At 67.0% G+C, this 21,874-nt stretch carries 20 protein-coding genes and 1 pseudogene; 9 read left to right on the top strand and 12 right to left on the bottom strand.

Features of this window, described 5'->3' with window-relative positions; genetic code table 11:
- Nucleotides 1-33 precede the first annotated feature (33 nt).
- The 10 genes from OG974_RS28175 to OG974_RS28130 form a co-directional block, all read right to left on the bottom strand.
- Nucleotides 34-225: a helix-turn-helix transcriptional regulator gene (locus OG974_RS28175; protein WP_371644842.1), complete on the bottom strand. Its 192-nt coding sequence runs from the start codon at nt 223-225 to the stop codon at nt 34-36.
- Nucleotides 226-560: 335 nt separating this feature from the next.
- Nucleotides 561-2,543, bottom strand: coding sequence for a DUF3987 domain-containing protein (locus OG974_RS28170; protein ID WP_371644840.1), 1,983 nt, complete (start codon nt 2,541-2,543; stop codon nt 561-563).
- Nucleotides 2,544-2,627: 84 nt separating this feature from the next.
- The gene (locus tag OG974_RS28165; protein ID WP_371644838.1) at nt 2,628-3,134 is read right to left on the bottom strand and encodes a hypothetical protein; all 507 of its coding nucleotides are present in this window, start codon (nt 3,132-3,134) and stop codon (nt 2,628-2,630) included.
- Nucleotides 3,135-3,145: 11 nt separating this feature from the next.
- Nucleotides 3,146-3,595 (bottom strand): hypothetical protein, encoded by a 450-nt coding sequence (locus tag OG974_RS28160; protein ID WP_371644836.1) that lies wholly within the window; start codon nt 3,593-3,595, stop codon nt 3,146-3,148.
- A gap of 12 nt (nt 3,596-3,607) precedes the next feature.
- Nucleotides 3,608-3,802: a hypothetical protein gene (locus OG974_RS28155; protein ID WP_030708098.1), complete on the bottom strand. Its 195-nt coding sequence runs from the start codon at nt 3,800-3,802 to the stop codon at nt 3,608-3,610.
- A 21-nt stretch (nt 3,803-3,823) separates the two neighbouring features.
- Complete coding sequence (locus OG974_RS28150) at nt 3,824-4,075, bottom strand: hypothetical protein (protein ID WP_371644834.1); 252 nt, start codon at nt 4,073-4,075, stop codon at nt 3,824-3,826.
- A 141-nt stretch (nt 4,076-4,216) separates the two neighbouring features.
- Nucleotides 4,217-6,442, bottom strand: coding sequence for a cell division protein FtsK (locus OG974_RS28145; protein WP_371644833.1), 2,226 nt, complete (start codon nt 6,440-6,442; stop codon nt 4,217-4,219).
- Nucleotides 6,443-6,643: 201 nt separating this feature from the next.
- The gene (locus tag OG974_RS28140) at nt 6,644-7,639 is read right to left on the bottom strand and encodes a DUF2637 domain-containing protein (protein ID WP_371644832.1); all 996 of its coding nucleotides are present in this window, start codon (nt 7,637-7,639) and stop codon (nt 6,644-6,646) included.
- Nucleotides 7,636-8,295: a GGDEF domain-containing protein gene (locus OG974_RS28135; RefSeq protein ID WP_371644830.1), complete on the bottom strand. Its 660-nt coding sequence runs from the start codon at nt 8,293-8,295 to the stop codon at nt 7,636-7,638. Before OG974_RS28135 ends, OG974_RS28140 begins: the two co-directional genes overlap by 4 nt.
- Nucleotides 8,292-8,585, bottom strand: a complete 294-nt coding sequence (locus OG974_RS28130) for a hypothetical protein (RefSeq protein WP_371644828.1) — start codon at nt 8,583-8,585, stop codon at nt 8,292-8,294. The genes OG974_RS28135 and OG974_RS28130 overlap by 4 nt, the downstream gene beginning before the upstream one ends.
- A gap of 788 nt (nt 8,586-9,373) precedes the next feature.
- Between OG974_RS28130 and OG974_RS28125 the strand changes: the two genes are divergently transcribed.
- The 5 genes from OG974_RS28125 to OG974_RS28105 all read left to right on the top strand — a co-directional run bounded on the left by OG974_RS28125 (nt 9,374) and on the right by OG974_RS28105 (nt 16,154).
- Nucleotides 9,374-9,751: a GntR family transcriptional regulator gene (locus tag OG974_RS28125; RefSeq protein ID WP_371644826.1), complete on the top strand. Its 378-nt coding sequence runs from the start codon at nt 9,374-9,376 to the stop codon at nt 9,749-9,751.
- A gap of 231 nt (nt 9,752-9,982) precedes the next feature.
- Nucleotides 9,983-11,401 (top strand): helix-turn-helix domain-containing protein, encoded by a 1,419-nt coding sequence (locus tag OG974_RS28120; protein ID WP_371644824.1) that lies wholly within the window; start codon nt 9,983-9,985, stop codon nt 11,399-11,401.
- A gap of 41 nt (nt 11,402-11,442) precedes the next feature.
- Nucleotides 11,443-12,126, top strand: coding sequence for a RibD family protein (locus tag OG974_RS28115; protein ID WP_371644823.1), 684 nt, complete (start codon nt 11,443-11,445; stop codon nt 12,124-12,126).
- A complete protein-coding gene (locus OG974_RS28110; RefSeq protein ID WP_371644821.1) occupies nt 12,123-12,575 on the top strand; it encodes a deaminase in 453 nt (150 codons plus the stop codon). The genes OG974_RS28115 and OG974_RS28110 overlap by 4 nt, the downstream gene beginning before the upstream one ends.
- A gap of 198 nt (nt 12,576-12,773) precedes the next feature.
- Entirely contained in the window at nt 12,774-16,154 is a 3,381-nt protein-coding gene (locus OG974_RS28105) for a dsDNA nuclease domain-containing protein (RefSeq protein WP_371644820.1), read from the top strand.
- Nucleotides 16,155-16,880: 726 nt separating this feature from the next.
- Here OG974_RS28105 and OG974_RS28100 read toward each other — a convergent pair.
- Together OG974_RS28100 and OG974_RS28095 are read right to left on the bottom strand one after the other, a co-directional pair.
- A complete protein-coding gene (locus OG974_RS28100) occupies nt 16,881-17,099 on the bottom strand; it encodes a hypothetical protein (RefSeq protein WP_327285461.1) in 219 nt (72 codons plus the stop codon).
- 176 nt (nt 17,100-17,275) lie between these two features.
- A pseudogene (locus OG974_RS28095) lies at nt 17,276-17,457 on the bottom strand (site-specific integrase); the annotation flags it as partial.
- Nucleotides 17,458-17,620: 163 nt separating this feature from the next.
- On the opposite strand from OG974_RS28095, the gene OG974_RS28090 reads away from it, so the two are divergent.
- The 4 genes from OG974_RS28090 to OG974_RS28075 all read left to right on the top strand — a co-directional run bounded on the left by OG974_RS28090 (nt 17,621) and on the right by OG974_RS28075 (nt 21,781).
- Nucleotides 17,621-18,442 (top strand): DUF4231 domain-containing protein, encoded by an 822-nt coding sequence (locus tag OG974_RS28090; RefSeq protein WP_327285460.1) that lies wholly within the window; start codon nt 17,621-17,623, stop codon nt 18,440-18,442.
- A 103-nt stretch (nt 18,443-18,545) separates the two neighbouring features.
- A complete protein-coding gene (locus OG974_RS28085) occupies nt 18,546-19,670 on the top strand; it encodes an acyl-CoA dehydrogenase family protein (RefSeq protein WP_371644818.1) in 1,125 nt (374 codons plus the stop codon).
- A gap of 94 nt (nt 19,671-19,764) precedes the next feature.
- A complete protein-coding gene (locus tag OG974_RS28080; RefSeq protein WP_327285458.1) occupies nt 19,765-20,751 on the top strand; it encodes an aldo/keto reductase in 987 nt (328 codons plus the stop codon).
- Between the two features lie 220 nt (nt 20,752-20,971).
- A complete protein-coding gene (locus OG974_RS28075; protein WP_371644816.1) occupies nt 20,972-21,781 on the top strand; it encodes a BTAD domain-containing putative transcriptional regulator in 810 nt (269 codons plus the stop codon).
- Nucleotides 21,782-21,874: the final 93 nt, after the last annotated feature.

Here is a 21,874-nt window from a genome sequence, read left to right as displayed (position 1 = left end):
GGGGGCCCGGCACGTTCGCGGTCTTGCGGTTGGTCACGCGGCCTCTTCCAGGGTGGCAATCCAGCGGTCCAGCTCAGAGCGCCGGATTCGCACCGATCCGTTCGGGAGCTTGATGGCCTTGGGGCCCTTCCTCAGTTGCCGCCAGCGGTAGAACGTGGCCAGAGGTACGCCGATCTCTTCAACGACTTGGGGGATGGTCAACATCTCGTCACGCGGTGCGGCCACTGTTCCTCCACGGGGCAGGTGTTGAGCTACGGGACGGCGGGGCGCCGCAGAAACCGCAGAATCCGCAGAAATACCGGGATCTGCGGCCTGACCTGCGGCGTTCGGAAGATGGCGGTACGCGCCGCAGAAACCTCGGGAATCTCCGCAGAAATAGGTGGTGGCCCATGGGGCGAGGCGGCGCCAGCTGTGGGCGATGATTTCTGGGGGAGTTCGAAGACTTTCTGCGGCGGTCGCGCTGCTGGGGTGTCGCCGCTGGTCAGAGTGGGCGGTGGCGGGTTTCTGCGGATTCTGCGGTTTCTGCGGCGGGTTACAGGGGGTGCAGCTCCATCGCGAGCTCACGCCTTGGGCTCCCGGACGTTGGGGTGGATGAGGTACCGAGGGGCCGGCGGACGTCCGCGCTTACCGGTCCGGGGCGGGGTGTCGGTACGGAGGTAGCCGTGTTCCTCCAGGAGCGCGAGGGCAGGCTCCAGCTCGGCAACCGTGGGGAATTCGGAGCGGGAGAGCTTGGCGAACAGGTCGCGGCGAGTGATGCTCTCCCACCCGTTGTGCTCCAGAGCCGACAGTAGGACGCGGGCCCGGGCCAGCGATGTGTCTGCGCCCATGAGATCGAAGACGGTCAGGGCATGGGCGGTGAAGTAGTCCGCGATCTCGATGGCTGCACGCAGCGTGGCCTCGGTGATGGGCTCGTGGTGCCCACCGTCGATATGGGTCGCGAGGTGGAGGACTCCGGCGATGCGGGCGGTGGCGCCGATGAGCTTGCCCGCCCATTTGTCGATGTGGCCGAGCCTGCCGCCCTTGGCCCTGAGCTGCGGCTCAAGCCGCTCCTCGTAGGCGATCAAGGCCCGACCGGCTTCCGGGGTGAGCTGGATGACGAATGGGTCGGTCCAGTCGGCCAGCCGCAGGGTGAGTGCGTACACGTTACGCTCGTACGTCTCCGCCACCGCGGCCGGCACCTGCCCCGGATTGATCCTCCGGCGGCCGACGAGGGATTCGGGCAGGCAGTAGAGGAAGCGGGCCAGCAGGCCGCGGCCGTCGAAGCCGCGGTTCTTGCCGATCTCTTCCAGAACGCTGGGCTGGACGGCCAGGCCCATGGTCAGGGCCGGGGCTTCGATGAACTCCTCACGGCTCCGACGGTCCACCCGGAGCCGGTCGCCGGCATGGCCCTTGAGGAAGACCTCCATGTTGGGGATCCCGGAGTAGCGCCCGGCGATGATGTCGAAGATGCCGCCCTCGGCAGACATGACCGCGAGCCTGCCGCCCTGCTCGGCGAGCAGGGTGGTGATGACCTCGGGAGTGGCGTCATCGGCGAGGAGTCGCGGGCTGGCCGGCACGGTCAGGGTCTCGGCGACCTGGGCGAGGCCGATGGCCTCGGCGATCAGGTTGTCCCGCTCCGGGCCCTCCGCCTTCGCGGCCTGGGCTGCGGCCTTGTCGGCTGCTTCGCGGGCCATCTTCGCGGTGACCTCCGCCTCCACGATCGTGAGGTTCGCCCCCTCCACGAGGCTCTTCTCCGCCTCGTACAGGGGGCGGGTCATCGCGGCGAAGACCGAGGACTTTCGGTTGGCGGGACCGAGCGCGACCACCACGAAGAGGTTGGTGGGCTCCCTCCAGCGACCGCGCACCTGGACCACGGCCCGACCGCCTGAGGCTGCGGACAAGACAGAGAGGGCCAGAGCTCCGGCCATGTCGGGCGGGGTCTGCGTCTCCTCCGCGACGGCGGCAACGTAGTCGGCGAGCCACCCAGGGAGGGCATTCGTGGGGAAGGGCGGGAGCGTGGGCTGGACGTTGAGCGGGATGGGATCCGCCCACGTGCCGGGGATCGTCTCGGCGCCCAGGGCCAGGGCTTCACGCAGGTCGTCGTCCGTGGCGTCCGGGGACATGCCGGCCTGGACGATGCGGGTACCGGCCTCGATGCTGCGGCGGCGGCGCGCCAGCTGGTGGACGATCCCTGCGTAGTACTCGGCATTGGCCGTGCTGGGGACCGCCTGCACCAGGGTGTGGAGGTAGGGCCGTCCGCCAACCTTGCCGAGGACACCGGCGTGGTCGAGGTGGTGGCCGAGAGTGATGGGGTCCGCGGCCTGTCCCTGGCCGTGCAGGTCCAGGATCGCGCGGTGGATCGTCTCGTGGGCCGGGCGGTAGTGGTCGGCGGGGTCCATCGCCGCGGCCACCTGTGCGGTCACCTCGGGGGCCAGCATCAGGGCGCCGACGACAGCCTGTTCGGCCTCCAGGTCGTGCGGCGGGACGCGCTCCAGGCTGCCGGCGGGTGCTGCCCGCAGGGGCAGCACAGAGGCGTACTGCTCTGACTCGGGTTCGGGTGTCATGCTGGTGGTCTCCTGTTTCTGTCGAAGGGACGGAGAACCGGGGCGGTCGCGGTCTTTGGCGAGAGGCGACCGCCCCGGGCACAGCTAGTGGTGCCGCTTCCAGACGGCGTACTCCTGGCGGACGTAGCCGCGGGGGTCACGGATGCTGTCCGGGTGGTCCGGGGTGTACGGGCCGTCGGCGTAGCCGTTGGGGCCGAGGCCGGCGGTCTGGTCGATGTCCATCAGGCGCCGGGCCGCTTCTACGGCGAGAGTGGCTGCGTCGCTGCTCACGGGGTCGTCGTCAGTGAGGGCGACCCGGTCCAGGAGTGCGGCTTTGCGGAGCCAGAACTCGCGGACGTGGATGCCGTGCAGGCAGTCTCGGACTCCTCGGGCGGTCCAGCCGATCTCACTGATAACGCTCGGCGCGGTGGCATAGGCGGTTTCGGGAGCGGGCCAGTGGCTCGGCTGCTGCTCGGCGGTGACGTACAGGCGGACCCGCTCACCGTCGCGAGTGGCGTACCGCCGGACCGGCCCGGTCGTGAACGTCTCTTCCAGAGCCTTAGTGATCTCGGGTGCCTCGGTCGGGCTGCAGACGACGCGGATCTCGAACATGGATGGCTCCTTCACCCTCGGAAGTTGTTGCGCTTGAAGACGGCCCGGCGGATGTTGACGACCATCCCGCCGCTGTCGCGGCCGTGGTTGGTGCCGAGGACCTGGGTGGCGATGAAGCCGCCGAAGATGACGGCGGCCAGGATGACGAGTTGCTGGATGAGCGCGGCGACCGCGGCGATGAAGGTGGTCAGGAGCATCAGCCCGCCGCATGCCGCGGCGAACCCGATGCCTCCGAGGGCGATGTTGACGGCGAGCGGGTTGATGGCCGGCCGTTCCGGAACGGGCTCGGGGGCTTTGGCGGGGGCGACGGCGTAGCCCGTGATGATGCGGCCGTCCGGGAGCTGGATGGTCTGGATGTCCGGGACGGCGTGCGGGTGGTGGACAGCCAGCGGGGCGGGCGGGATGGGCACCGGGTGGTGGGGCACGGTGGTCTCCTGGCGGGCGGGGTCGTGGCGGTTCACGGCGGCGCCTCCTTACTCAGCGATGTCGGTGACCGCGACGGCGGCGGACTTCACGAGGTTGGTGATGGGCTCGTATGCGCCCGTCCCGGCGGTGAAGAAGCCGAAGAGGAACAGGACGATGGCGGCTCCGGCTCCGGCGGACTTGGACTTGAGGACGACGAACGATCCGGCGCCGAAGAGCAGGACCGCGGAGATGGTGAAGGTCATGGCGACTCCAGTCAGTGGCGTTCAGCGGGTGCCGTTGCGGTGGGTGCGGGCCCACAGGTTGTAGAGGTGACGGCCGACGCGCATGCGGATGCCGTGGCCGTCGCAGCGGCGGCAGTGCTTGCCTCGCTTGGGCTTGCCCTTGCGGTCGTGGGCCAGGGCGAAGCCGAGTCCGTTGCACTTGCGGCAGCGGCCGAACGGCGAGGCCGCACACACTCCGATGTAACCGACTGTGACGACCAGGCTGAGAGTGATAGCGAGCAGGGAGAGGGTCACAAAGGGCCTCCAGGGCGGGGATTTCGGCGTTTTCGCAGGTGGGCCGCTACTTGCTAGCAACCTGATCAGGGATCGTTTCGGTCGCTAGCAGGGTCGCTACCGGTAGCAAGTCCCCCTGCTACCGGTAGCGGCCTTTCCGGGCTAGTTCGCGTCCCGCTTCTTGTTGCGCTCCGTAATCGCCTTGAGGAGATCAGCGCGGAGGATGCCGCGCTTGTTCACCTGGATTCCGTCGATGCGGCGGCTGATCTGCTCGGTGCCGATGCCGTACGGCTTGAGCGCTGCGGTGAGCTGTTCGGCCTTGGGCTTGGGCTCCATCTCGGCCCACGGCCCGTAGGCCTCGGGCCGGTGCTGGGCGAGGCGGTCCACGATGGTCTCGGACCAGATCTTGTTCTCGCCCTTGCCGATGACCGCGGCCACGTCATCCAGGATCGAGGCGAGCGCACCGTCGGCCGGCGCCTCACCAGCGGCGTCGCCGGTGAGGGTGCCCTCCGCCTGCCGGAGGGCCTGGGCGCGGGTGAGGATGGTCTCTGCGTCGCGGCCATCGGCGAGGTAGGTGCGGACGATCCCGGCATCGTCGGACATGCCCTTGAGCAGGCCGACGCCCTTGTGGGACTTCAGCAGCCGTGAGGCGTCCAGGCCCTCGCCGTACGATCCGGCGCCGAGGATGGTCTCCGAGACCTGGTAGGCGCCGACCCGCAGGGCGAAACGGGCCTGGTGCTGGTCACGGAGCACGGACGGGCAGGCGGTGTCGTCGGGCTTCTGCGTCGCGGTCATCACCGAGACACCAACCGCAGGCGCGACGCGGGCGAGGAAGACCAGCAGGTCAAGGATGGTCTTCCCGTGCACGGGGTGCATCAGGTACTCCTGCACCTCATCCACCACGAACAGCACGAGCGGCATGTCGTACTTCTTGCCCCGTGAGATGGCCGGTGTGAGCTTGCCCTCGGGGCAGACGTGCAGGGGCAGTTCGGAGAGCCGGTGGTAGCGGTCCTCCACATCGGCCTTGAGCTCCTGGAGCGAGTTGACCAGGTGCATGACCGGGTCCAGCCCGCCCTGCGGGACGGTGCCGAAGCCGACCCGGTGGGCGACCATCGAGAACTTCCGCCAGTCCGGGGAGGCCTTGCCATCGAACACGTACAGGCGGACGTACGGGTCCAGGGCCGCAGCGAGGGCGATGGTGCGGGCGGAGAACGTCTTGCCCTGCCGGGGGACGGCGCCGACGAGGAGCGAGAGCCAGAGCATGCTGATCTCGACCTCGACTCCGCGCTCGTCGCGGCCCCAGGGGAAGGGCTTCCAGAAGTCCACGCGGTCCGCGCCGAGGAGCGGGGTGCGGCCGGTGGGGACGGCGAGCGGGTCGCGGTTGGCGACCCACATCGAGACCCGGCGTGAGCTGGTCGTATCGCGATCCAGGAACACCTGCGTCTCGGCCACGTCGATGCCCGATGCGAGGGCATCGCGCTTCTTGACCGCATCGGAGAACGTCTTGCCGTACGGCAGGTCCACCACGACCCGCCAGCCGTCGCCGTCCTGCCGGATGGGCTGCGGGAACGCGATGCCCTGGTCGGGCTTGGTCAGTCCGGCGGCCAGGAAGGCGCGGGTCACGATGTCCGAGGTCAGCTTGCGGTGGCGGAACTTCACCTTGGCCGCGTCGATCAGCGGCCGGTCCGTCGGCGCCCCTGCCCACCCGAGTGCGCCGGTGAGGGCGATCAGGGCGAGGGTCAGCAGCCAGGCAGGGGCCAGCACCCACATGGCCAGGGCCGCGCCGAGACCGATCACGCTGGCCAGGGTGGCGATGATGCCGCGCAGCTTCACCCGGGCATCCCGCTGCCGCGAGAGCTTGAGGTACTCCCCCGCGTCCTCGGTACGGACGGCGGCGAGGCGGACCGGGAGACCCTCGGCGTCGGAGACCCAGCGGCCGGATGCTCCGATCCAGCGGAAGGCGCCGCGCGGGGCGTAGGCCAGCAGCTTCGCGGAGTAGACCGGGGTCCGTACCAGGTGGAAGGCAGTGGTCCGGCCGTAGTGGCCGACCGCCCACTTCGCCACGGCCGCACGCTGCTGGGCGCTGGTCAGCCAGTCCGGGAGCACCGGGCGCCGCGCCTTGTCCTTGGCCTCGATCACCTCGGCGATCGAGGGCGGGAACTCGTGCTTGGGCGGGTCCACCGGATCGCCCTCGGCGGCCTCGCCGTTGTCGTCGGGCTGGTCGTCGGGGAGTTCAGCCTCCCACTCCCCCGGCCGGGCCTCGCCCGGGGCGAGAGGCTCGGCCTTGCCCTTTTGCATCGGGAACGGCAGCACCGATGCCGACCCCATGGGGTTCTGTGCGCTGTCCGGCTCTTCGTCCGGCTGCTCGATGACGTGGATCTCAGACACGATGGGTCTGCTCCCTGTGTGGAGTTGTTGGGAAGGGGCCCGGACGGCGCTTTGGACGGCCGACCGTCCGGGCCCCGCACGACGTGATCCGTGCGGCTCAGAGGGTGGTCAGGGGCTCGGGGGTCAGGCGCACCGGGCAGGTCGGGATTCCGAATCGAGCGCCGTCCGGGTCGGAGCACTTGGCGAACGTCAGCGCCGACATCAGGCGGCCCTGGCAGCGTCAGGCTGGTTCTGACGCAGTTCGCTGTAGCGGGAGGAGACCCAGCCGAGCGACCAGCCGGTCAGCTCGACTGCGGCCCGCACGGGCAGCTCTGCCGAGTAGGCGGCGAGCACGATCTGGCGGGCCCGGCTCTCCGGCAGCTTCTCGGTGGCGGGGCCGGCGGCCAGCAGGGCGGCGCGTTCACGCTCCGCCCGTTCCGCCCGCTCGGTCTGTTCACGGTGTTCACGCTCGGCCCGCTCGCGCTGCTGCTGCTCGCGCCGGTGGGCCTCTTCGCGTTCACGGCGTTCACGCTGCTGCTGCTCGTGTTCACGCTCACGCTGGACACGTTCACGCTCGGCCCGTTCCCGGGCTTCGCGGGCCTCTTCCCGCTCGCGTTCCTCGCGCCGTACCCGCTCCTCGTGTTCAGCGCGTTCACGAGCCAGCCGGGCCTCGTGGTCTCGCTGTTCACGGGCCAGCCCGGCCTCGTGCTCGCGCCGCTCACGCTCGCGCCGCTCCGCCCGCTCCTCACGGTCGAAGACGGCCTGCTGACGCGCTTCCCGCTCGGCCCGCTGCTCTGCCTTCAGGGCGTTCATGGCGGCGGTGATGGCCCGCCGGTAGGCGAGTCCGGTCTCAGCGGTGACGATCAGCAGGAGCGGGGCGACGGAGTGGACCGAGACCCCGACCAGGTCTCCTTGCAGAGCAGAGTCCGCGACGTTCAGGGCCAGGGTCATGCCCCCGGTCATCCAGCGCAGCGCGATCGGCCACCGCCCGCCGTGCCCGCCAAGGCGGGCCAGAACGGAGTCGAGGCGGACCACGATCACTACCGCCGCATCCACTACCAGGGGCAGGATCGGGGCGGTCCAGCGCCACTCGGCCGGAGTGTGCGCGGTCATCAGCGGGGTGACCGTGAGGACGGAGTAGAGCATGGCTCCGGACACGATCAGCCACGTTCCGACGGACAGCGCGCGCTCCGCTGAACGGATCTGAACACCGTTCATGCGGCCGTCTCCGTCCCGGTGGTCGCAGTGCCGCGACGGCCGGGGCGGCGACCGTTAACCGTCGCCCTCTCCGAGGTGCGGCTCACGGCGTTCATCCACGTAGCGCCGCCGCGCTTGGCCTGGTACATCTGCTCATCTGCCACCCGCAGCAGCTGGGCGAGGTCTGCCTGGTCGGTACGCGGGTCGAAGAAGACTGAACCGATCGCAACGCCGACGGTCAGCGAGTGTTCTCCGAACTCGACCGGCTGCTCCAGTTCAGCGATCAGGCTGCCGATGGACTCGGTGAGCTGGTTCTCGCTGTACGCGGGAGCCACAGCGGCAAACTCGTCACCCCCCAAGCGGCCGACGACAGCCGCGTTGTTGAGTGCCCATTCGTTCAGCCTCTCGCCGACAGCGCGGATGACCGCGTCTCCAGCGGCGTGGCCGTAGGTGTCGTTGATCTGCTTGAACTTGTTGAGGTCGATCAGGCACACCGCCCTCGGCCTGATGGACGCCAGCCCGCGCCGCGCAGCTTCAGCGAATCCATCACGGGTCAGCAGGCCGGTGAGCGGATCGCGACGGGCGGCTTCGATCCGGCGCCGTAAGCGGAGGCTGTGCAGGGACCATCCGGCCGCGACCGGGAGGGCGGCAGACAGAGCCGTGAGGGTCTGGCTCATGCTGCGGCCCCCTTGCGGGCCGGGCGGCGGCCGGCGGGCCGCTTCGTGAGCGGGACGACGTTGAACAGCTCCGGGGCGTTGGCCTCGATCACCTGGGCGGCGACCCGGCTCACGTCGTCCGGCAGGTCGGGGTTCTCGGCGAGGATGTCGCGGGCCGCGTCCAGGCGAGCCGCACGCTCCTCCTCGCTTTCCCCTTCCACCCCGAGCCAGAGCTCTAGCGGGGTGCCGAGGGCCAGTTCGATGAACTCGTCGACGCTCACGGCCTCCTGGCCGCCAATGTACGTACGCATCGTCGTTCTCCTGAAGTCGAAGGGATACCGAGGCGGTCGCGGTCTTTGGCGAGAGGCGACCAGCCCCGGGGATGAAGCCCTGAATCTCGCGGCTCCCCGCAGCCCTGCCTGTAGGGCGCGCAGGCGCCGTACAGGCAGGGGAGGCAACCGGCCGCAGCGTTGGGAAACTGCGGAGGGTGTTGCGGCCTCGCGAAGCGGCACCAGACGTGGAGCCGCCACCGCTTCGCGACGCAGTTCAGCGGTGACGCATGGGGCGCGGCTGGCCGTACCGGTCCAGCACGGGCAGCGCCCACGTAGGTCGAAGGGACACAGCAGCCTCCAGATCGGAGGGGCGAGGCTTCGCCGGCGCACCGTTGCCACGGCATGCCGGCCCCGAGCCTGAGAGTCGGGTGCGCCATCGTCACTGCTCTGGCGCCAGCAGGGCGGCACGTACCGGGTGGCACCCCGAGGGATGCTCTCCAGAGCCAGCACGCGGAAGAAGTGGCCGCCGGCGACGTCCCGTCGCCCTAGGGACGGGGATCACGCCCCGTCTCGTCTCACTTGGCACGCTGTTGAGTTCTCAGGGAACGAGTGCTTCCTTCAGACCCCTTTCGAGGGCCCTCCGGGCACGACAAATTCGGCCTCGATCACAGCTGCCTGTAAGGCAGTTGCGGCCGATCGGGTCGGGCTTCCGAAGAAGCTCAACTTCGCCTCAGAGTGCACTGTGAGGCAGAGTTGTGCAAGTGCTTCTCCGCGGAAGCGCAGGGTGAGTCCTAGCTCTCCCTGTGCCACTTGGGCACACTGAGGCAGTGACTGCTAAGAGACATGAGGTGCAGATGGTCGAGTGGACCGGCAAGCCCGCCTACCAGCAGGTAGCCGAGCAACTGCGGCGGAGGATCGCGGCCGGAGAGTTCGCGGAGTCGCGCAAGCTGCCGTCCCTGGCAGACCTCCAGGCGACGTACGGCGTCACCGTGACCGTGGCTCGCGACGCCATCCGCCAGCTCAAGACGGACGGTCTCGCGGTCAGCCATCAGGGCAAGGGGGCGTTCCTGACCGCCGAAGCCTCCGAGGCCGCCAAGCTCGCCGGCCCCGAGACCGCCATCGCGGAGCTCCGCGAACAGGTCGCGCGGCTCCAGGGTGAGGTCACCGACCTCCGTGAGCGGGTTGCGGAGCTGGAGGAGAAGTAGCCCGTGCCCCATACCGCCCCGGACGTCACCGCCTCGACGCGTGACGGGATCACGACCAACTGCCGTTGCCACAATCTGCCTCCTCCACTCGGATCGAATGGAGGGCTTCGACCTGCGCCGCTAGGCTGTCGCTGCCCTCTGCATCCTTTGTAGACCAGGCATTTGATGGACCGACAGATCTGCTATGTGGCCGCCCTCGGGCGGCCACATAGGCCGCATGAGGGGGGACGAGTGGGGCAGCGACCGAACGATCTGACACCGCATGCAAGCCCTCAGCACTACCTCGGTGCCGAGATGCGCGCCTGGCGCACACAGCGAGGCTTATCGCTGGGCAAGCTCAGCCGATCGATCCTGTTCAACACCAGCTACATGGCCCGAGTGGAGCGCGGCGGGCAGGCCGCATCCGTCGATCTGGTCCGGGCGTACGACGACGCGCTCGGCGCGAGCGGCTCGCTCGTCCGGCTCCACGTATCGATCCTCGAAGGGGTCAGTGTTGAGGCCCTCCCCACTGGGGATGTGGCCAATCCAGGGCCCCATGTGGCCAACGGTTCTGTGGCCCTGGCTGAGGAAGTGGAGCCTGAGGCACCGTCGGAGGAGGGGATGTCCATCCCCGTACGTTCCGATGACGGAAGGATCATCTTCGTGTCCCTATCTCGAAGGGCTCTGATCGGCGCGCTCGGTGCTGGTGCCGCGATCGCCGCGGCCTCCGACCTCTCAGCAGCAGCGAGCCCCACCCCGCGATCTGATCTCATCGCCTCAGGGGCCGACCCGATCGAGCTGCTCAAAGCAACCCGACGCGTGCTGATCGACAACGACAACCTGTTCGGTCCCCATCGGGTGATACCGACGGTTCAGCAGCAGATCGCCGCCATCAAGGCACTGCGCGCGGATCGCCGTGGCACCGATCGCCGACAGCTCCTCCAACTGCAGACCCAGTACTCCGAGCTGTGCGGCTGGCTCTATCAGGATCTCGGGGACTTCCGCGCCGCTCAGCACTGGATGCGGGAAGCCCTGGAGGCCTCCCACATGGCGGGCGACGGTGAGCTGACCACATACATCCTGGCGCGCCGCAGCCAACTGGCCGGCGACATGAACGATCCGATCGAGGCCGTGGACGTGGCCGAGGCAGCAGAGGACCGAGCGGCGCCGAGGAGCCGCCTAGCCGCGGTGGCCGCTACGTACGGAGCCCACGGTCACGCCCTGCGGAAAGACCCGCTCATGGCACAGCGGGCGTACGAACACGCGCGCGAACTGCACGCAACCATGGACCCGGACCCCAGCTCGCCGTGGGGCGTATGGCTCGACGGCGCGTACATAGACGTGCAACGAGCTCACAGCCTTGCTGCACTCGGGGACCATCACGGAGCAGCCGCAGGCTTCCGGAACGCCATCAGCCGACTGCCCGCCGGCTACCACCGAGACCGCGGGGTCTATCTGGGGCGGGAGGCCGTATCTCTGGCCCGCGCGGGTGAAGCCGAGCAGGCAGCCTCCATCGGACTGCAGGCCCTGGCCATCGCGAAGGAGACCGGGTCCGACCGCATCTCACGCGAGCTGGCCGAGCTCGACGCCGTACTTGATCAATGGCGTACGGTCCCCGGCGTGAACGACTTCAAAGATGCTATGACCGAGGCAGTACTGCGCCAGGCCTGACCAAGCTTCCTCGCCCCGACCAGCACATGAAGGAGACCCCGATGCCCCGCCCTTACGTCCTCTTGAGCGTGGCCACATCCGTGGACGGCTACATCGACGACACCAGCACCGAACGCCTCCTTCTGAGCAACAGCGAAGACTTCGACCGGGTCGACCAGGTGCGTGCCGAGTCTGACGCCATCTTGATCGGCGCCGGCACGATGCGCTCCGACAACCCCCGGTTGCTGGTGAACAGCGAGGAGCGGCGAGCGGAACGGGTCGCCTCCGGCAAGCCCGCGTACCCCCTGAAGGTCACCATCTCCGCGAGCGGAGACCTGGAGGCCGACCTGAAGTTCTGGCACCACGGCGGCGAGAAGCTCGCCTACACCACGGATGCAGGCGAGGAAAAGCTCCGCGAGCGCCTCGCCGGCCTGGCGGACGTGGTCTCTACCGGCCCGACCATCGACTTCGGCGCCCTTCTGGACGACCTCGGAGCCCGCGGTATAGAGCGGCTGATGGTGGAGGGCGGCGGCCAGATCCACACCGCCTTCCTCTCGCAGGGCTTGGCTGACGAGATTCACCTCGCCATCGCCCCGCTAGTCGTCGGAGATCCGGACGCCCCCCGCTTCCTGCGCCCGGCCGCCTACCCCGGAGGCTCCAGCCACCGAATGCACCTCGCCGAGGCCCGCACCATCGGCGACGTGGTTCTCCTCCGCTACCTGCCCAAGCAGGAGGGCTCCGCATGACGCACGCCGAAGATGTGACCTGGATGGAGCGGGCCATCGAGCTCTCCCGCAAGTGCCCGCCGGCCGAAGGTGCCTTCTCGGTCGGCGCCATCATCGTGGGCGCCGACGGCGAGGAACTGGCCCATGGCTACTCCCGCGAGACGGACGCCCACGTCCACGCGGAGGAGTCAGCCCTGGCCAAGTTGCCCGTGGACGACCCCCGCCTGGCCGACGCCACGCTCTACAGCACCTTGGAACCCTGCTCGGAGCGCAAGTCCCGCCCCCTCACCTGCACACAGCTGATCCTCCGCTCCCCGATCCGCCGCGTGGTCATCGCCTGGCGCGAGCCGAGCCTCCTGGTGGCCGACTGCGTAGGCGTCGAGACCCTCCGCAGCGAGGCAATCGAGGTCGTAGAGCTAGCCGGTCTTGCAAACCGGGCACGCGCCGTCAATGCGCATCTACTGTCGTAGTCGGCCTCTTAGCCTGCGTAGAGCGAAGCGGCTCTGCCACAGCAGTGAGACGCTGAGGGGCCAACCGCCGTAGCAACTGGCTACAGCAAGGCTGAGGACCACGTTTCCCACATGTCAACTACGCCTGCCGCGGCATCCAGCGACGCTGTGCCAGACACCTTGCCCGCAATCACCGTCAGTGCCAGAATATTACGCAGAGTGGCAAGTGTACTGGAGGCTTTCGTGGGTGGGCAGCGGGATATTTCCGACCTGGCGAAAATGCTCATAACCGAGCCGGTAGAAGACTCGGGTAGCGACACGGCTTCACGCTACAACTTCCAATATCAATGCGCCGCACGACATTGCTTCGCCATGCTCAATGATAGCCAGCTTTCAGCAATCATCTGCGAGTGGCATGTTGATTACATCCTCGCTTATCACGATGGAACCTACGAGCTGGTTTCTGTGAAGCATCGCGAACCGAACCTGGGGCCATGGTCTTTCTCCGACCTCTGGAACCGAGGCGGCCTAGCGACATTATACGACCGCTGGAAAATCAACCCGGAATCCTCCTGCCGACTGGTCACCAATGGCGCCCTTAAATCCACACAGGGCGATGCACTATCGTTCGCCACCGATCTAACTAGCAATTCAATAGATAGCTGGGTTCGCGACGTTGCGAATAGGCTGACCTGTAACGAGCTGCAAGCCAAGTCATTCTTGCTGAAGCTGCGCATCGAGCATGGTATTCCCGATCGCGTCACCCTAAGGTCTCACGAGATCATCACGACAGTAGAAAAGTCACTCAGAAAAGCCCAAATCGGCGCTACACCCTCGGCCGCCTGGGACTCCCTTGTGGCTCTCGTCGCGATCAAATCTAGAGATCTCGACAATCGCCATTTCTCGTCAATTGATCTCGCAAGCCCCGAGGCTCTTAATTCGGATACTCTAATCTCATCCAAGGTGTCGAGGCGAACCATTCGACGCGTTGACGTAGTGGAGGCACTATCCCCTGCGGGGATCAATAGTGCAACCCAGAGCAGATCCGTATCAAATACTTGGTCGCGGGAGCCAGCATCGAACTTCGTAGGACGGCGTGAAGTACTCGATCAGATCACCGCAGCGATTGACGGCCACCCCGCCGAAAATCCGGCGATCGCCTTGATCGGAATGAGCGGGGTAGGAAAGAGCGAACTACTCGCACAATACGCATGGCGTCACGAGAATGAGTACGAATTCATCTGGTGGGTGCGCGCCGATTCATGGGGGTCGATGAGCTCGGACCTGACTCCACTCTGCGAGAAACTGGGCCTATCTACACCTGAGTCCAGCGACGGCATCCAGCAGATGAAAGAATACTTCCGGACGCATCGAGGCTTGATTCTGATCGACGGCGCCCCGGCAGATCACAAGATTGCAAATTTCATCCCCCGGGTATCGGCAGCACGATTCATCATTTCTAGCCTTGATCAGAGATGGGTGTCGCACGTACCGACCATCCAGGTACTTCCGCTACCCGAGGACGAATCTCAATTGCTCCTGTCTGGTGTGCTGACTACCACTCCTCAGGATGATCTGGCGAAGCTGAGCAACGCTTTGCACGGATTGCCGCTCGCCTTGAAACAGGCCGCTGGCTACATTAGCGCTTCCGGAATCTCTCCAAGCGTGTACAGCGAGATGGTGCGCAGTCGAACACGAGAACTTCTGGACCGATCTGCACCACCAGAGCATATGGGTCTAACGGCCACCCTCTCTATTACCATCGACAGGCTACGAGAACAGCATCCTTCCTCACTGGAAATGCTTGGCAGCCTTTCCTATGTAGCACCGACCGCGTTTCCCTCCGAACTCTTCGGGTTCGAAATTTCGCGGGATGATCCACAGGATGCCATTGAAATAGTCCGTAATGGAAGAGGAATCGAAAGTATCGCATCGGCCGAGTTGAGCAATATCTCAGCGAGCGCCACCCTCTTTCTGGAGAAAATGAAGGACCCGCTGCACCTTTTTGATTCGATTGCAGATCTCCAGAAATTTTCACTGCTTGATGCACAGCAGACGGGCATCAGCTGTCACGCACTAACGCAGGCAGTCGTTCGGGGTTCTCTCACCGAGTCGGAGCAGAAAGCGTCGGTCGAAGCCGCTACAAAACTGGTCCACAAGGTTGCACGCTATAGCCCTGTAGATTCAAGAAACTGGCCTCACTACCGGCAAATGCTGCCGCACTTCGAGGCTCTCATAGAGCACACTAAGGATCAGGGTCAGCTCATCTCAGCCACCCTTATGTTCCATGTCGCTATTTCTATGAACCTTGGAGCGCAGGGCTCATCTGAGGGCAGTCTTTTCCACGCACAGCAGGCCGTCGATACGTTCCTCCGCATGGACTCACTCGACGCAAATATTGGTGCCACTGTGCAGACCACTATGATCGACGCGCTTGCCGGGGCCGACCGATGGAACGAGGCGCTTCGACTCGCGGATGAAGCTTTGGCTGTACCATCCCAGCTCGATTCAGAGTCAATCGCAGCACTCCGCACCCATAAGGCATTGGTCCTCCGCCTCATGGGGAGACTGGGAGATGCTGTGGCTGAATACGATGCGGTGCATGCACAGTTCGACTCGATCGGCCCCCAAGATAATCTAGCCTCGGCACGGGCAGCAGTCATGGCAAATATGGCCACTCTGCGCAGGGAAATGGGTGACGCCAAAGGGGCGGCCGCCGAATTCGAGAAATTGATTTCTGACTATCCAGAGGATTCGAGCCGTAATGGCCTAGCTACTCTCTACAGTAATTTGGGGCTTTCATATTTGGAGGCTACTCGATTCGAAGAGGCTTTGACGGCAGCTCAGCGAGCTCTAGAGATTTCCTTCGAGATCATGGGGGGACTGCACAGGGACGCCGCGCGCGATTGGAACAATGCCGGGCTCGCTCTCCTGGAGCTTCGCAGGCCAGACAAAGCAGCTGAGGCGTTCGAGGCATCCCTACACATTCATGAGCGCTTGAATACGCGACAGTCGAGCGCTGCCCTGATTGTGCAGGTAAACCTCGGTCGGGCACAGATGGCGCAGGGGGAAATGGTGTCGGCTTGCGCCACCCTGGAAGCCGCACTTAAGCGCCAAGAAAAGATCGTCGGGTCCGATCATCGAGAGGTGGCCGCCACACTCACAAATTTGACAGTCGCGTACACCTCGCGTCGCCAATTCGGAAACGCTGTAGCTGCCGCCAATCGCGCCATCAAAATCGACGTGATGGTTTACGGGGATAGTCACCCCGAATTGCTCGCCGACTATCACAATATGGCTAGCGCTCTACTGCTTGGCGAAAACTATCGAGCAGCGCGCAAGTGGTTCATGAAGGCATATAAGATCTCTACCGATAACTTCGGCCAAGATAGTCTCCGGGCTGGAACTTGCCTTTACAAGATCGCCATTTGCGACTATTCCAGCGGCAGCATCCGTGAGGGCGTGAACGCCATGCGGGAGGCTATCTCAATCTTGGAGGTCCAGCTCCCTGCAGACCACTTCGAACTCAAGTCATGTAGGGGAGTTCTCTCTAGGATGCTGCAAGGCAAAGCACCTGGAGACGTGACCTTCTACGGCTAGAGCCAACCCTGGAGTCAGCCGGCTGTCGTGTGAGCCGCGTGTGAACTACCAGCAGAAACGCGCGACCCTGCGAGTTTTCCCAGTTCAAGCCTCATGTGCTGCCCCAACCGTGCGCCCCCTCCGGAGCCGTGTGCGCAGGTTCGAATCCTGCCGGGGGCACTCCAGCTAGCAGTGTGTAAGTGTCGCTGACCAGCTGAAGTGCCAAAGAAGAAGCCCCGAACTCAGTCCCGCTGAGTCCGGGGCTTTCTCGTTGTCTCTCACCGTCCACGCGTGGGTGGCGCGTGGGCGAACGGGAGGCGCTCCACTGCTCGTTGGTGGACTCGCCGCCCGCACAGCTCTTCGGTACCCCTCGCTCCAAGCCGCCTGGTGCGACATCGACGGCCGCCCCCACCGCGAGTCCCTACCGAGCCCGTGTCGGGCGACCCGTCATCGCTCGCTCCAGCCGGCGGCACCTGCACCCGACAGCCGGGCGCTGCCGGTGGGCGCGGCCCGCCAGTCGATCCGGCGCCGCCGCACAAAGCCTGCCCCGCAGCCATTGGGCGGCCCGGCTTCAATCGGTTTCCCGCACGTAGCAGCCCGAGTATTTACTGCCCGAGAACTTTGGCAGGTCATTCCGGAAGAAATAGATTCCCTCTCGGCTCGCCCCATTGCGGATTTCATCCACGGCTTTCTTCGAGACGAGAACGCAGAACTTCTTGGTCAGCGGATCCCGCTTTCCGGCCCGATTCAACTGCAGAGAACCCTCGTACCGGCCGGGTTGGAAGCTCCAACCGTCGGCCTGGAACAAGGAAGTGGCAGATCGATCTCCGGCTTCTTTTGAAGTTCGGTGAAGTAGTAGAGCGAAAAGGCCAGGGCGACGACACCGGCCACCGTTGCGGCCCACTTGTGCACGGCGTCGAAACGACTCCTCTGGGGCGCGGCCATCCCCTCATCGCTGTCGACCATGCTCTTACCCTGGCCCCGGATCGGGGACCTCGGCCCGCTGCGTTACTCCATCCGGCCATTGGAAGCATCCCCTGACGGGAAGTCGCTTCTCCCCCGATCGCGCTCGCAGCGCGCACGGGGGCACCCACGAAAGCCCCGCCCGTGCACGGCGGGCGGGGCTGCGCGGCGGCAGGTCATCCGGCGTGGTTGCGGTGGATCACCTCCGGCGAGTTCCCGGCGCGCAGCCGGTGCGTGATGCACGTCGACCGGAGGTCGTACGGCGCCGCGCCAAGGGCGAGCCCGCCTTGTCCGGCGGGAGCGCCAGCTCCCTGGCCTCCTGCCACACACGCCAGTAACCGGAGCTGCCGAGCAGTCCGCCTGGTCGCGAGTGGGCGGCGAGTGGGGTTCAGCCTCTCCTGGACGGCAGCGCCCTCGCGGTGCGGTCCAGGAGCCCCCGTTCTGCGATGCGGACGATCTAGCTAGCCTGACCTCCATGTGCCGGCGCCCGGCCTCTTGGGCCCGGCGAGGAACACGGGGGGCCAGTGACCACACCATCCACCATCCTGACCATCGACCAGTCGATCATTGCGAAGGAAGCCGAGGTCGTAGAGCGTCGGCTGATCCGACGCTTCACACTGCTGTGGATGCTCGCAGTCAACCCATTGCTCATCGGCGCCTTGATCGCTGCGAACGTCCTCGTCGACTGGCCCAGCGGCCCGGAGAACCACGATCGATCGCTGCTCAATTTTCTCGGCGGCAGCGCGACGATCGTCTCCATCCTGGGGTCCGCCTATTGGTGGACCCACTTCCGAAGGACCATCTCCGCCGTAGAAGTCGAGCTCCGTCAACTGGAAGCCGAGAAGCGCCATCTCCAGTCGCGCGAGGTGGATACCGCAGCACTTCCAGGGGTCTTCCCCGAGTACTACGAGTCGATCTCGACCCTCAGGGACGACTACCGGCGGAGCGCAGAAAAATACCGGAGCAGGCACAACCTGTTTCAACTCACCGTAATCGTCGGCTCCATCCTGACCTCGGTTGCCACTACGGCCTCGGCCGAGCAGGGCGTATGGAGCTGGGTTGCTGTCGCCATCAGCGCACTGGTGAGCATCTCCGCCGGGATCATCGCCTACTTCAAGTTTCGCGAGCGCAGTCTCAACCTTCAGCAGACTGCCGACTCGGTCGATCTGGAACTCCAGGCCTACGCCCTGAGAATCAGGCGGTACAGGGATCTTTCTGGCGCCCAAGCCTCCACCCTCTTCGCGGAGGAGATCGAGCGGATCCGCGAGGAGCAGCGGAAGAAGGAGCTGCAACTGGAGCAGCCCCCCGAAGGGGCGCAGCAGCAGCAGCGCCCCCAACTCACCTGACGGGGTCCCGCGTCCGTAGGGGTGGCTCTAGGGGGGGACGAGTCGGGGTCTACCGGGGTGTGTCATGGTCCGGTCCGCTTATCGGCGTTGACGAGGAGGCAGGATGCTTACGGGGACCGGGCTCGTTGAGCGGGCGGCGGAGTTGGCCGAGTGGGGACGGCGGCGGGCGCGTGATGCCGAGGAGCAGCGACGGCTGACTCCCGATGTGGTGGCGCGGATGCTGGAGGCGGGGTTCGCACGGCACTTCGTGCCGGCCGCGCAGGGCGGCGTGGAGGGTACGTTCGCGGAGTTCAGCGAGGCCGTCGCCGTCGTGGCCGAGGGCTGCGCGGCCACCGCGTGGTGTGCGTCGGTCGCGTCGAGCCTGGCCCGGGTGGCCGCCCACCTGCCGTTGGACGGGCGTGCGGAGGTGTGGGCCGGGGGTCCCGACGTGTTCGTCGTGGGCTCGCTGTCCCCCATCGGCAAGGCCACGCCGGTGCCGGGCGGCTGGCGCGTGTCCGGTTCCTGGGCGTACATCAGCGGCGTCGACTACTCCGACTGGGCCGTGGTGTGCGCGGTCCTGCCCGGTGAGGGCGGTGCGCGGCTGTTCGCGCTGCCGCGTACCGAGTACGCGATCAAGGACACCTGGACCGGTTCCGGCATGCGGGCCACCGGCAGCAACACGCTGATCGCCGATGACGTGTTCGTTCCCGCGTCGCGCAGCGTCGACCGGCAGTCCCTCTTCGACGGCCGGCCGGCGGACTCCTCGGCTGACTGTCACACCGTGCCGATCCAGGCCGTCAACGGGCTGTCGTGCGCGCCCGCCGCCCTCGGTGCCGCGCGCGGCGCGCTCGCGCTGTGGACGGGCGACACGGCGCAGCGGTTGGCGCGAGGCGCCGGACGGCCCGGGGTTCCCGGTCCCGCCCGCAGCACCTACGAGGCGGTGCTGACCCGTAGCGCCGGTGAGGTCGACGCCGCGATGCTGCTGCTGGAGCGGGCCGCGGCCGCCGCGGACCGGGGCGCGCGGATCACGGAGGAGGAGACGGCCCGCAACGTACGCGACTACGCGCTGGCGACCGAGCACCTCGTGAACGCCGTCAACCGGATGTTCGCCACCGCCGGGACCTCCGGGCACACCACCGAGAGCCCGTTGCAGCGCGCCTGGCGTGACGTCAACTCCATCGCCACGCACATCGCCTTGACGTTCGACCCGGCCGCGACGCTCTTCGCGTCCCGGTCGTTCACCCCCTGACGATCCCGACGAACGAACCACTCCCGTTTGCCCTGGAGCGCACTCCAACACCTAGCGTCGTGGGCAGACGGTCCCCAGCCCAGGAGGCAGCAGCATGACCAACGTCCCCACCCGGTACTTAGGCGAACTCGCGGTCTCCGCGCAGGGCCTGGGGTGCATGGGCATGAGCCACGGCTACGGAGCCACGGACGACGCCGAGTCGATCGCGACCCTGCACCGCGCCCTCGACCTCGGGGTGACCTTCCTGGACACCTCCGACTTCTACGGCAGCGGCCACAACGAGGAACTGATCGGGCGGGCCGTCGCCGGGCGCCGCGACGAGGTCGTGCTGGCCACGAAGTTCGGCTTCGCCAACCGCCTCGGCGACCCCACCCTGGTCCGCGGAGACGCCGCCTACGTGCGGCAGGCGTGCGAGGCGTCGCTGCGCCGGCTCGGCGTCGACCACATCGACCTCTACTACCAGCACCGGGTCGATCCGCAGGTGCCGATCGAGGAGACCGTCGGCGCGATGGCCGAGCTGGTGCGGGCCGGCAAGGTGCGCCACCTCGGCCTTTCGGAGGCCGGCGCGCAGACGATCCGGCGCGCGCACGCGGTGCACCCCATCGCCGCGCTGCAGAGCGAGTGGTCGCTGTGGTCCCGCGACCTGGAGGCGGAGATCGTCCCGGTGTGCCGCGAGCTCGGGGTGGGCGTGGTCCCGTACGCGCCGCTCGGGCGGGGTTTCCTGACCGGCCGGTACGGCTCGGTCGAGGGGCTGGCGCAGACCGACGTACGGCGGGGCCACCCGCGCTTCGCCGACGGCAACCGCGAGCGGAACCTGGCGATCGTCGCGAAGCTGGACGAACTGGCCGCGGCGAAGGGCGTCAAGGCCGGTCAGCTCGCCCTGGCCTGGGTGCAGCACCGGGGCGACCACGTGGTGCCGATCCCCGGCACCCGGCGGCAGAGCTACCTGGAGGAGAACCTCGCGGCCCTGGCCGTCGAACTGACCCCCGAGGACCTCGCCGCGATCGAGGCGGCCGCCCCGCCGGAGCAGATCGCCGGCACCCGCTACGACGCGACCGGGCTCACCTTCGTCAACGGCTGAGCCTTCGTCAATGAAGAGGCCGTCGTCACCGAATGGCCGTCGCGCCCTGTTCCGACACCTCGGCCCCGACCGGCCCCACGCCAGCCCGACCCGCCCACCGGCCCGCCTGCCCGCTCACGAGCAGGCGGGCCGGTGGGCGGGCCTGCGTGTATGAGATCTTCATGTCCGCTCGTGCCGCCGTCACTGGTCACTCGCGCGACGGTACTGCGAAGCTGGATTCATGGAATTCGGAGTTCTCGGACCACTCGAAGCCCGCATGAACGGCATGTCCATAGTGCCGACCGCCGGAAAGCCCCGGCAGATCCTCTCGCTGCTCGCCATCCGCGCGGGTCGCGTCGTACAAGTGGAAACGCTGATGGCCGAGTTGTGGGGAAACGCCATTCCCCGCAGCGCTGCCACGACCCTTCAGACCTACATTCTCCAACTCCGCCGGAAACTGACCCAGGCCGGTGTGCAGCAGCAAAACGGCCGGAGCGCCAAGGACGTTCTGGCGACCTGTTACGGCGGCTACCGGCTCGCCCCCGAGGAGTTCTCCCTCGACCTGCTGAAGTTCCAGCAGCTGGTGCGAGTCGGCGGCCGGACGCTGGCCGACAACGACCCCCGGACGGCGTCCGAGCAGCTCGGCCGCGCCCTGGAGCTGTGGCGCGGCCCGGCCCTCACCGACGTCCCTGTCGGGGAGGTCCTGAGCACCGAGGTCATCGGCATGCAGGAGGAACGCGACTGGGCGCTGGAGATGCGCCTGGAAGCCGACCTCAGCCTCGGCCGGCACGCGGAGATCATCGGCGAGCTGCGGATGCTCGTGAGCCAGCAGCCGCTGCACGAGACCCTGTCCGCGCAGCTGATGACCGCCCTGTACCGGGCCGGGCATCCCTGGCGTGCGCTCGACGCCTTCCAGGCCCTGCGCCACGCGCTCATCAAGGAGCTGGGGGTCGAGCCGTCACCGCGGCTGCAACGGCTGCACCAGGCCATCCTGGCCAACGACAGCGGCCTGCAGATCCCTTCCTCCACCCTGCATGCGCTCTCCGCCTAGCCGGGGCGCCCCCGCGCGGGCCGTCCGGGCCGCGCGGCACGACCAAGCCCGACGAAGCTCCTGGCAGACACCGCGTCCGCCAGGAGCTTCGTC

It is taken from the genome of Streptomyces sp. NBC_00597 (assembly GCF_041431095.1).
Classification (GTDB): domain Bacteria; phylum Actinomycetota; class Actinomycetes; order Streptomycetales; family Streptomycetaceae; genus Streptomyces.
The sequence above is the reverse complement of the archived record's forward strand: the minus strand, read 5'-3'. Positions and strand labels throughout refer to the sequence as shown.

Excerpts from the sequence above, each read along its gene's own strand:
- OG974_RS28110 (WP_371644821.1), top strand. The coding sequence starts at position 12,123 with ATGACGCACGCCGAAGATGTGACCTGGATGGAGCGGGCCATCGAGCTC.
- OG974_RS28135 (WP_371644830.1), bottom strand. The coding sequence starts at position 8,295 with ATGAGCCAGACCCTCACGGCTCTGTCTGCCGCCCTCCCGGTCGCGGCC.
- OG974_RS28170 (WP_371644840.1), bottom strand. The coding sequence starts at position 2,543 with ATGACACCCGAACCCGAGTCAGAGCAGTACGCCTCTGTGCTGCCCCTG.
- OG974_RS28140 (WP_371644832.1), bottom strand. The coding sequence starts at position 7,639 with ATGAACGGTGTTCAGATCCGTTCAGCGGAGCGCGCGCTGTCCGTCGGA.
- OG974_RS28085 (WP_371644818.1), top strand. The coding sequence starts at position 18,546 with ATGCTTACGGGGACCGGGCTCGTTGAGCGGGCGGCGGAGTTGGCCGAG.
- OG974_RS28155 (WP_030708098.1), bottom strand. The coding sequence starts at position 3,802 with ATGACCTTCACCATCTCCGCGGTCCTGCTCTTCGGCGCCGGATCGTTC.
- OG974_RS28130 (WP_371644828.1), bottom strand. The coding sequence starts at position 8,585 with ATGCGTACGTACATTGGCGGCCAGGAGGCCGTGAGCGTCGACGAGTTC.
- OG974_RS28080 (WP_327285458.1), top strand. The coding sequence starts at position 19,765 with ATGACCAACGTCCCCACCCGGTACTTAGGCGAACTCGCGGTCTCCGCG.
- OG974_RS28115 (WP_371644823.1), top strand. The coding sequence starts at position 11,443 with ATGCCCCGCCCTTACGTCCTCTTGAGCGTGGCCACATCCGTGGACGGC.
- OG974_RS28075 (WP_371644816.1), top strand. The coding sequence starts at position 20,972 with ATGGAATTCGGAGTTCTCGGACCACTCGAAGCCCGCATGAACGGCATG.
- OG974_RS28165 (WP_371644838.1), bottom strand. The coding sequence starts at position 3,134 with ATGTTCGAGATCCGCGTCGTCTGCAGCCCGACCGAGGCACCCGAGATC.
- OG974_RS28100 (WP_327285461.1), bottom strand. The coding sequence starts at position 17,099 with ATGGTCGACAGCGATGAGGGGATGGCCGCGCCCCAGAGGAGTCGTTTC.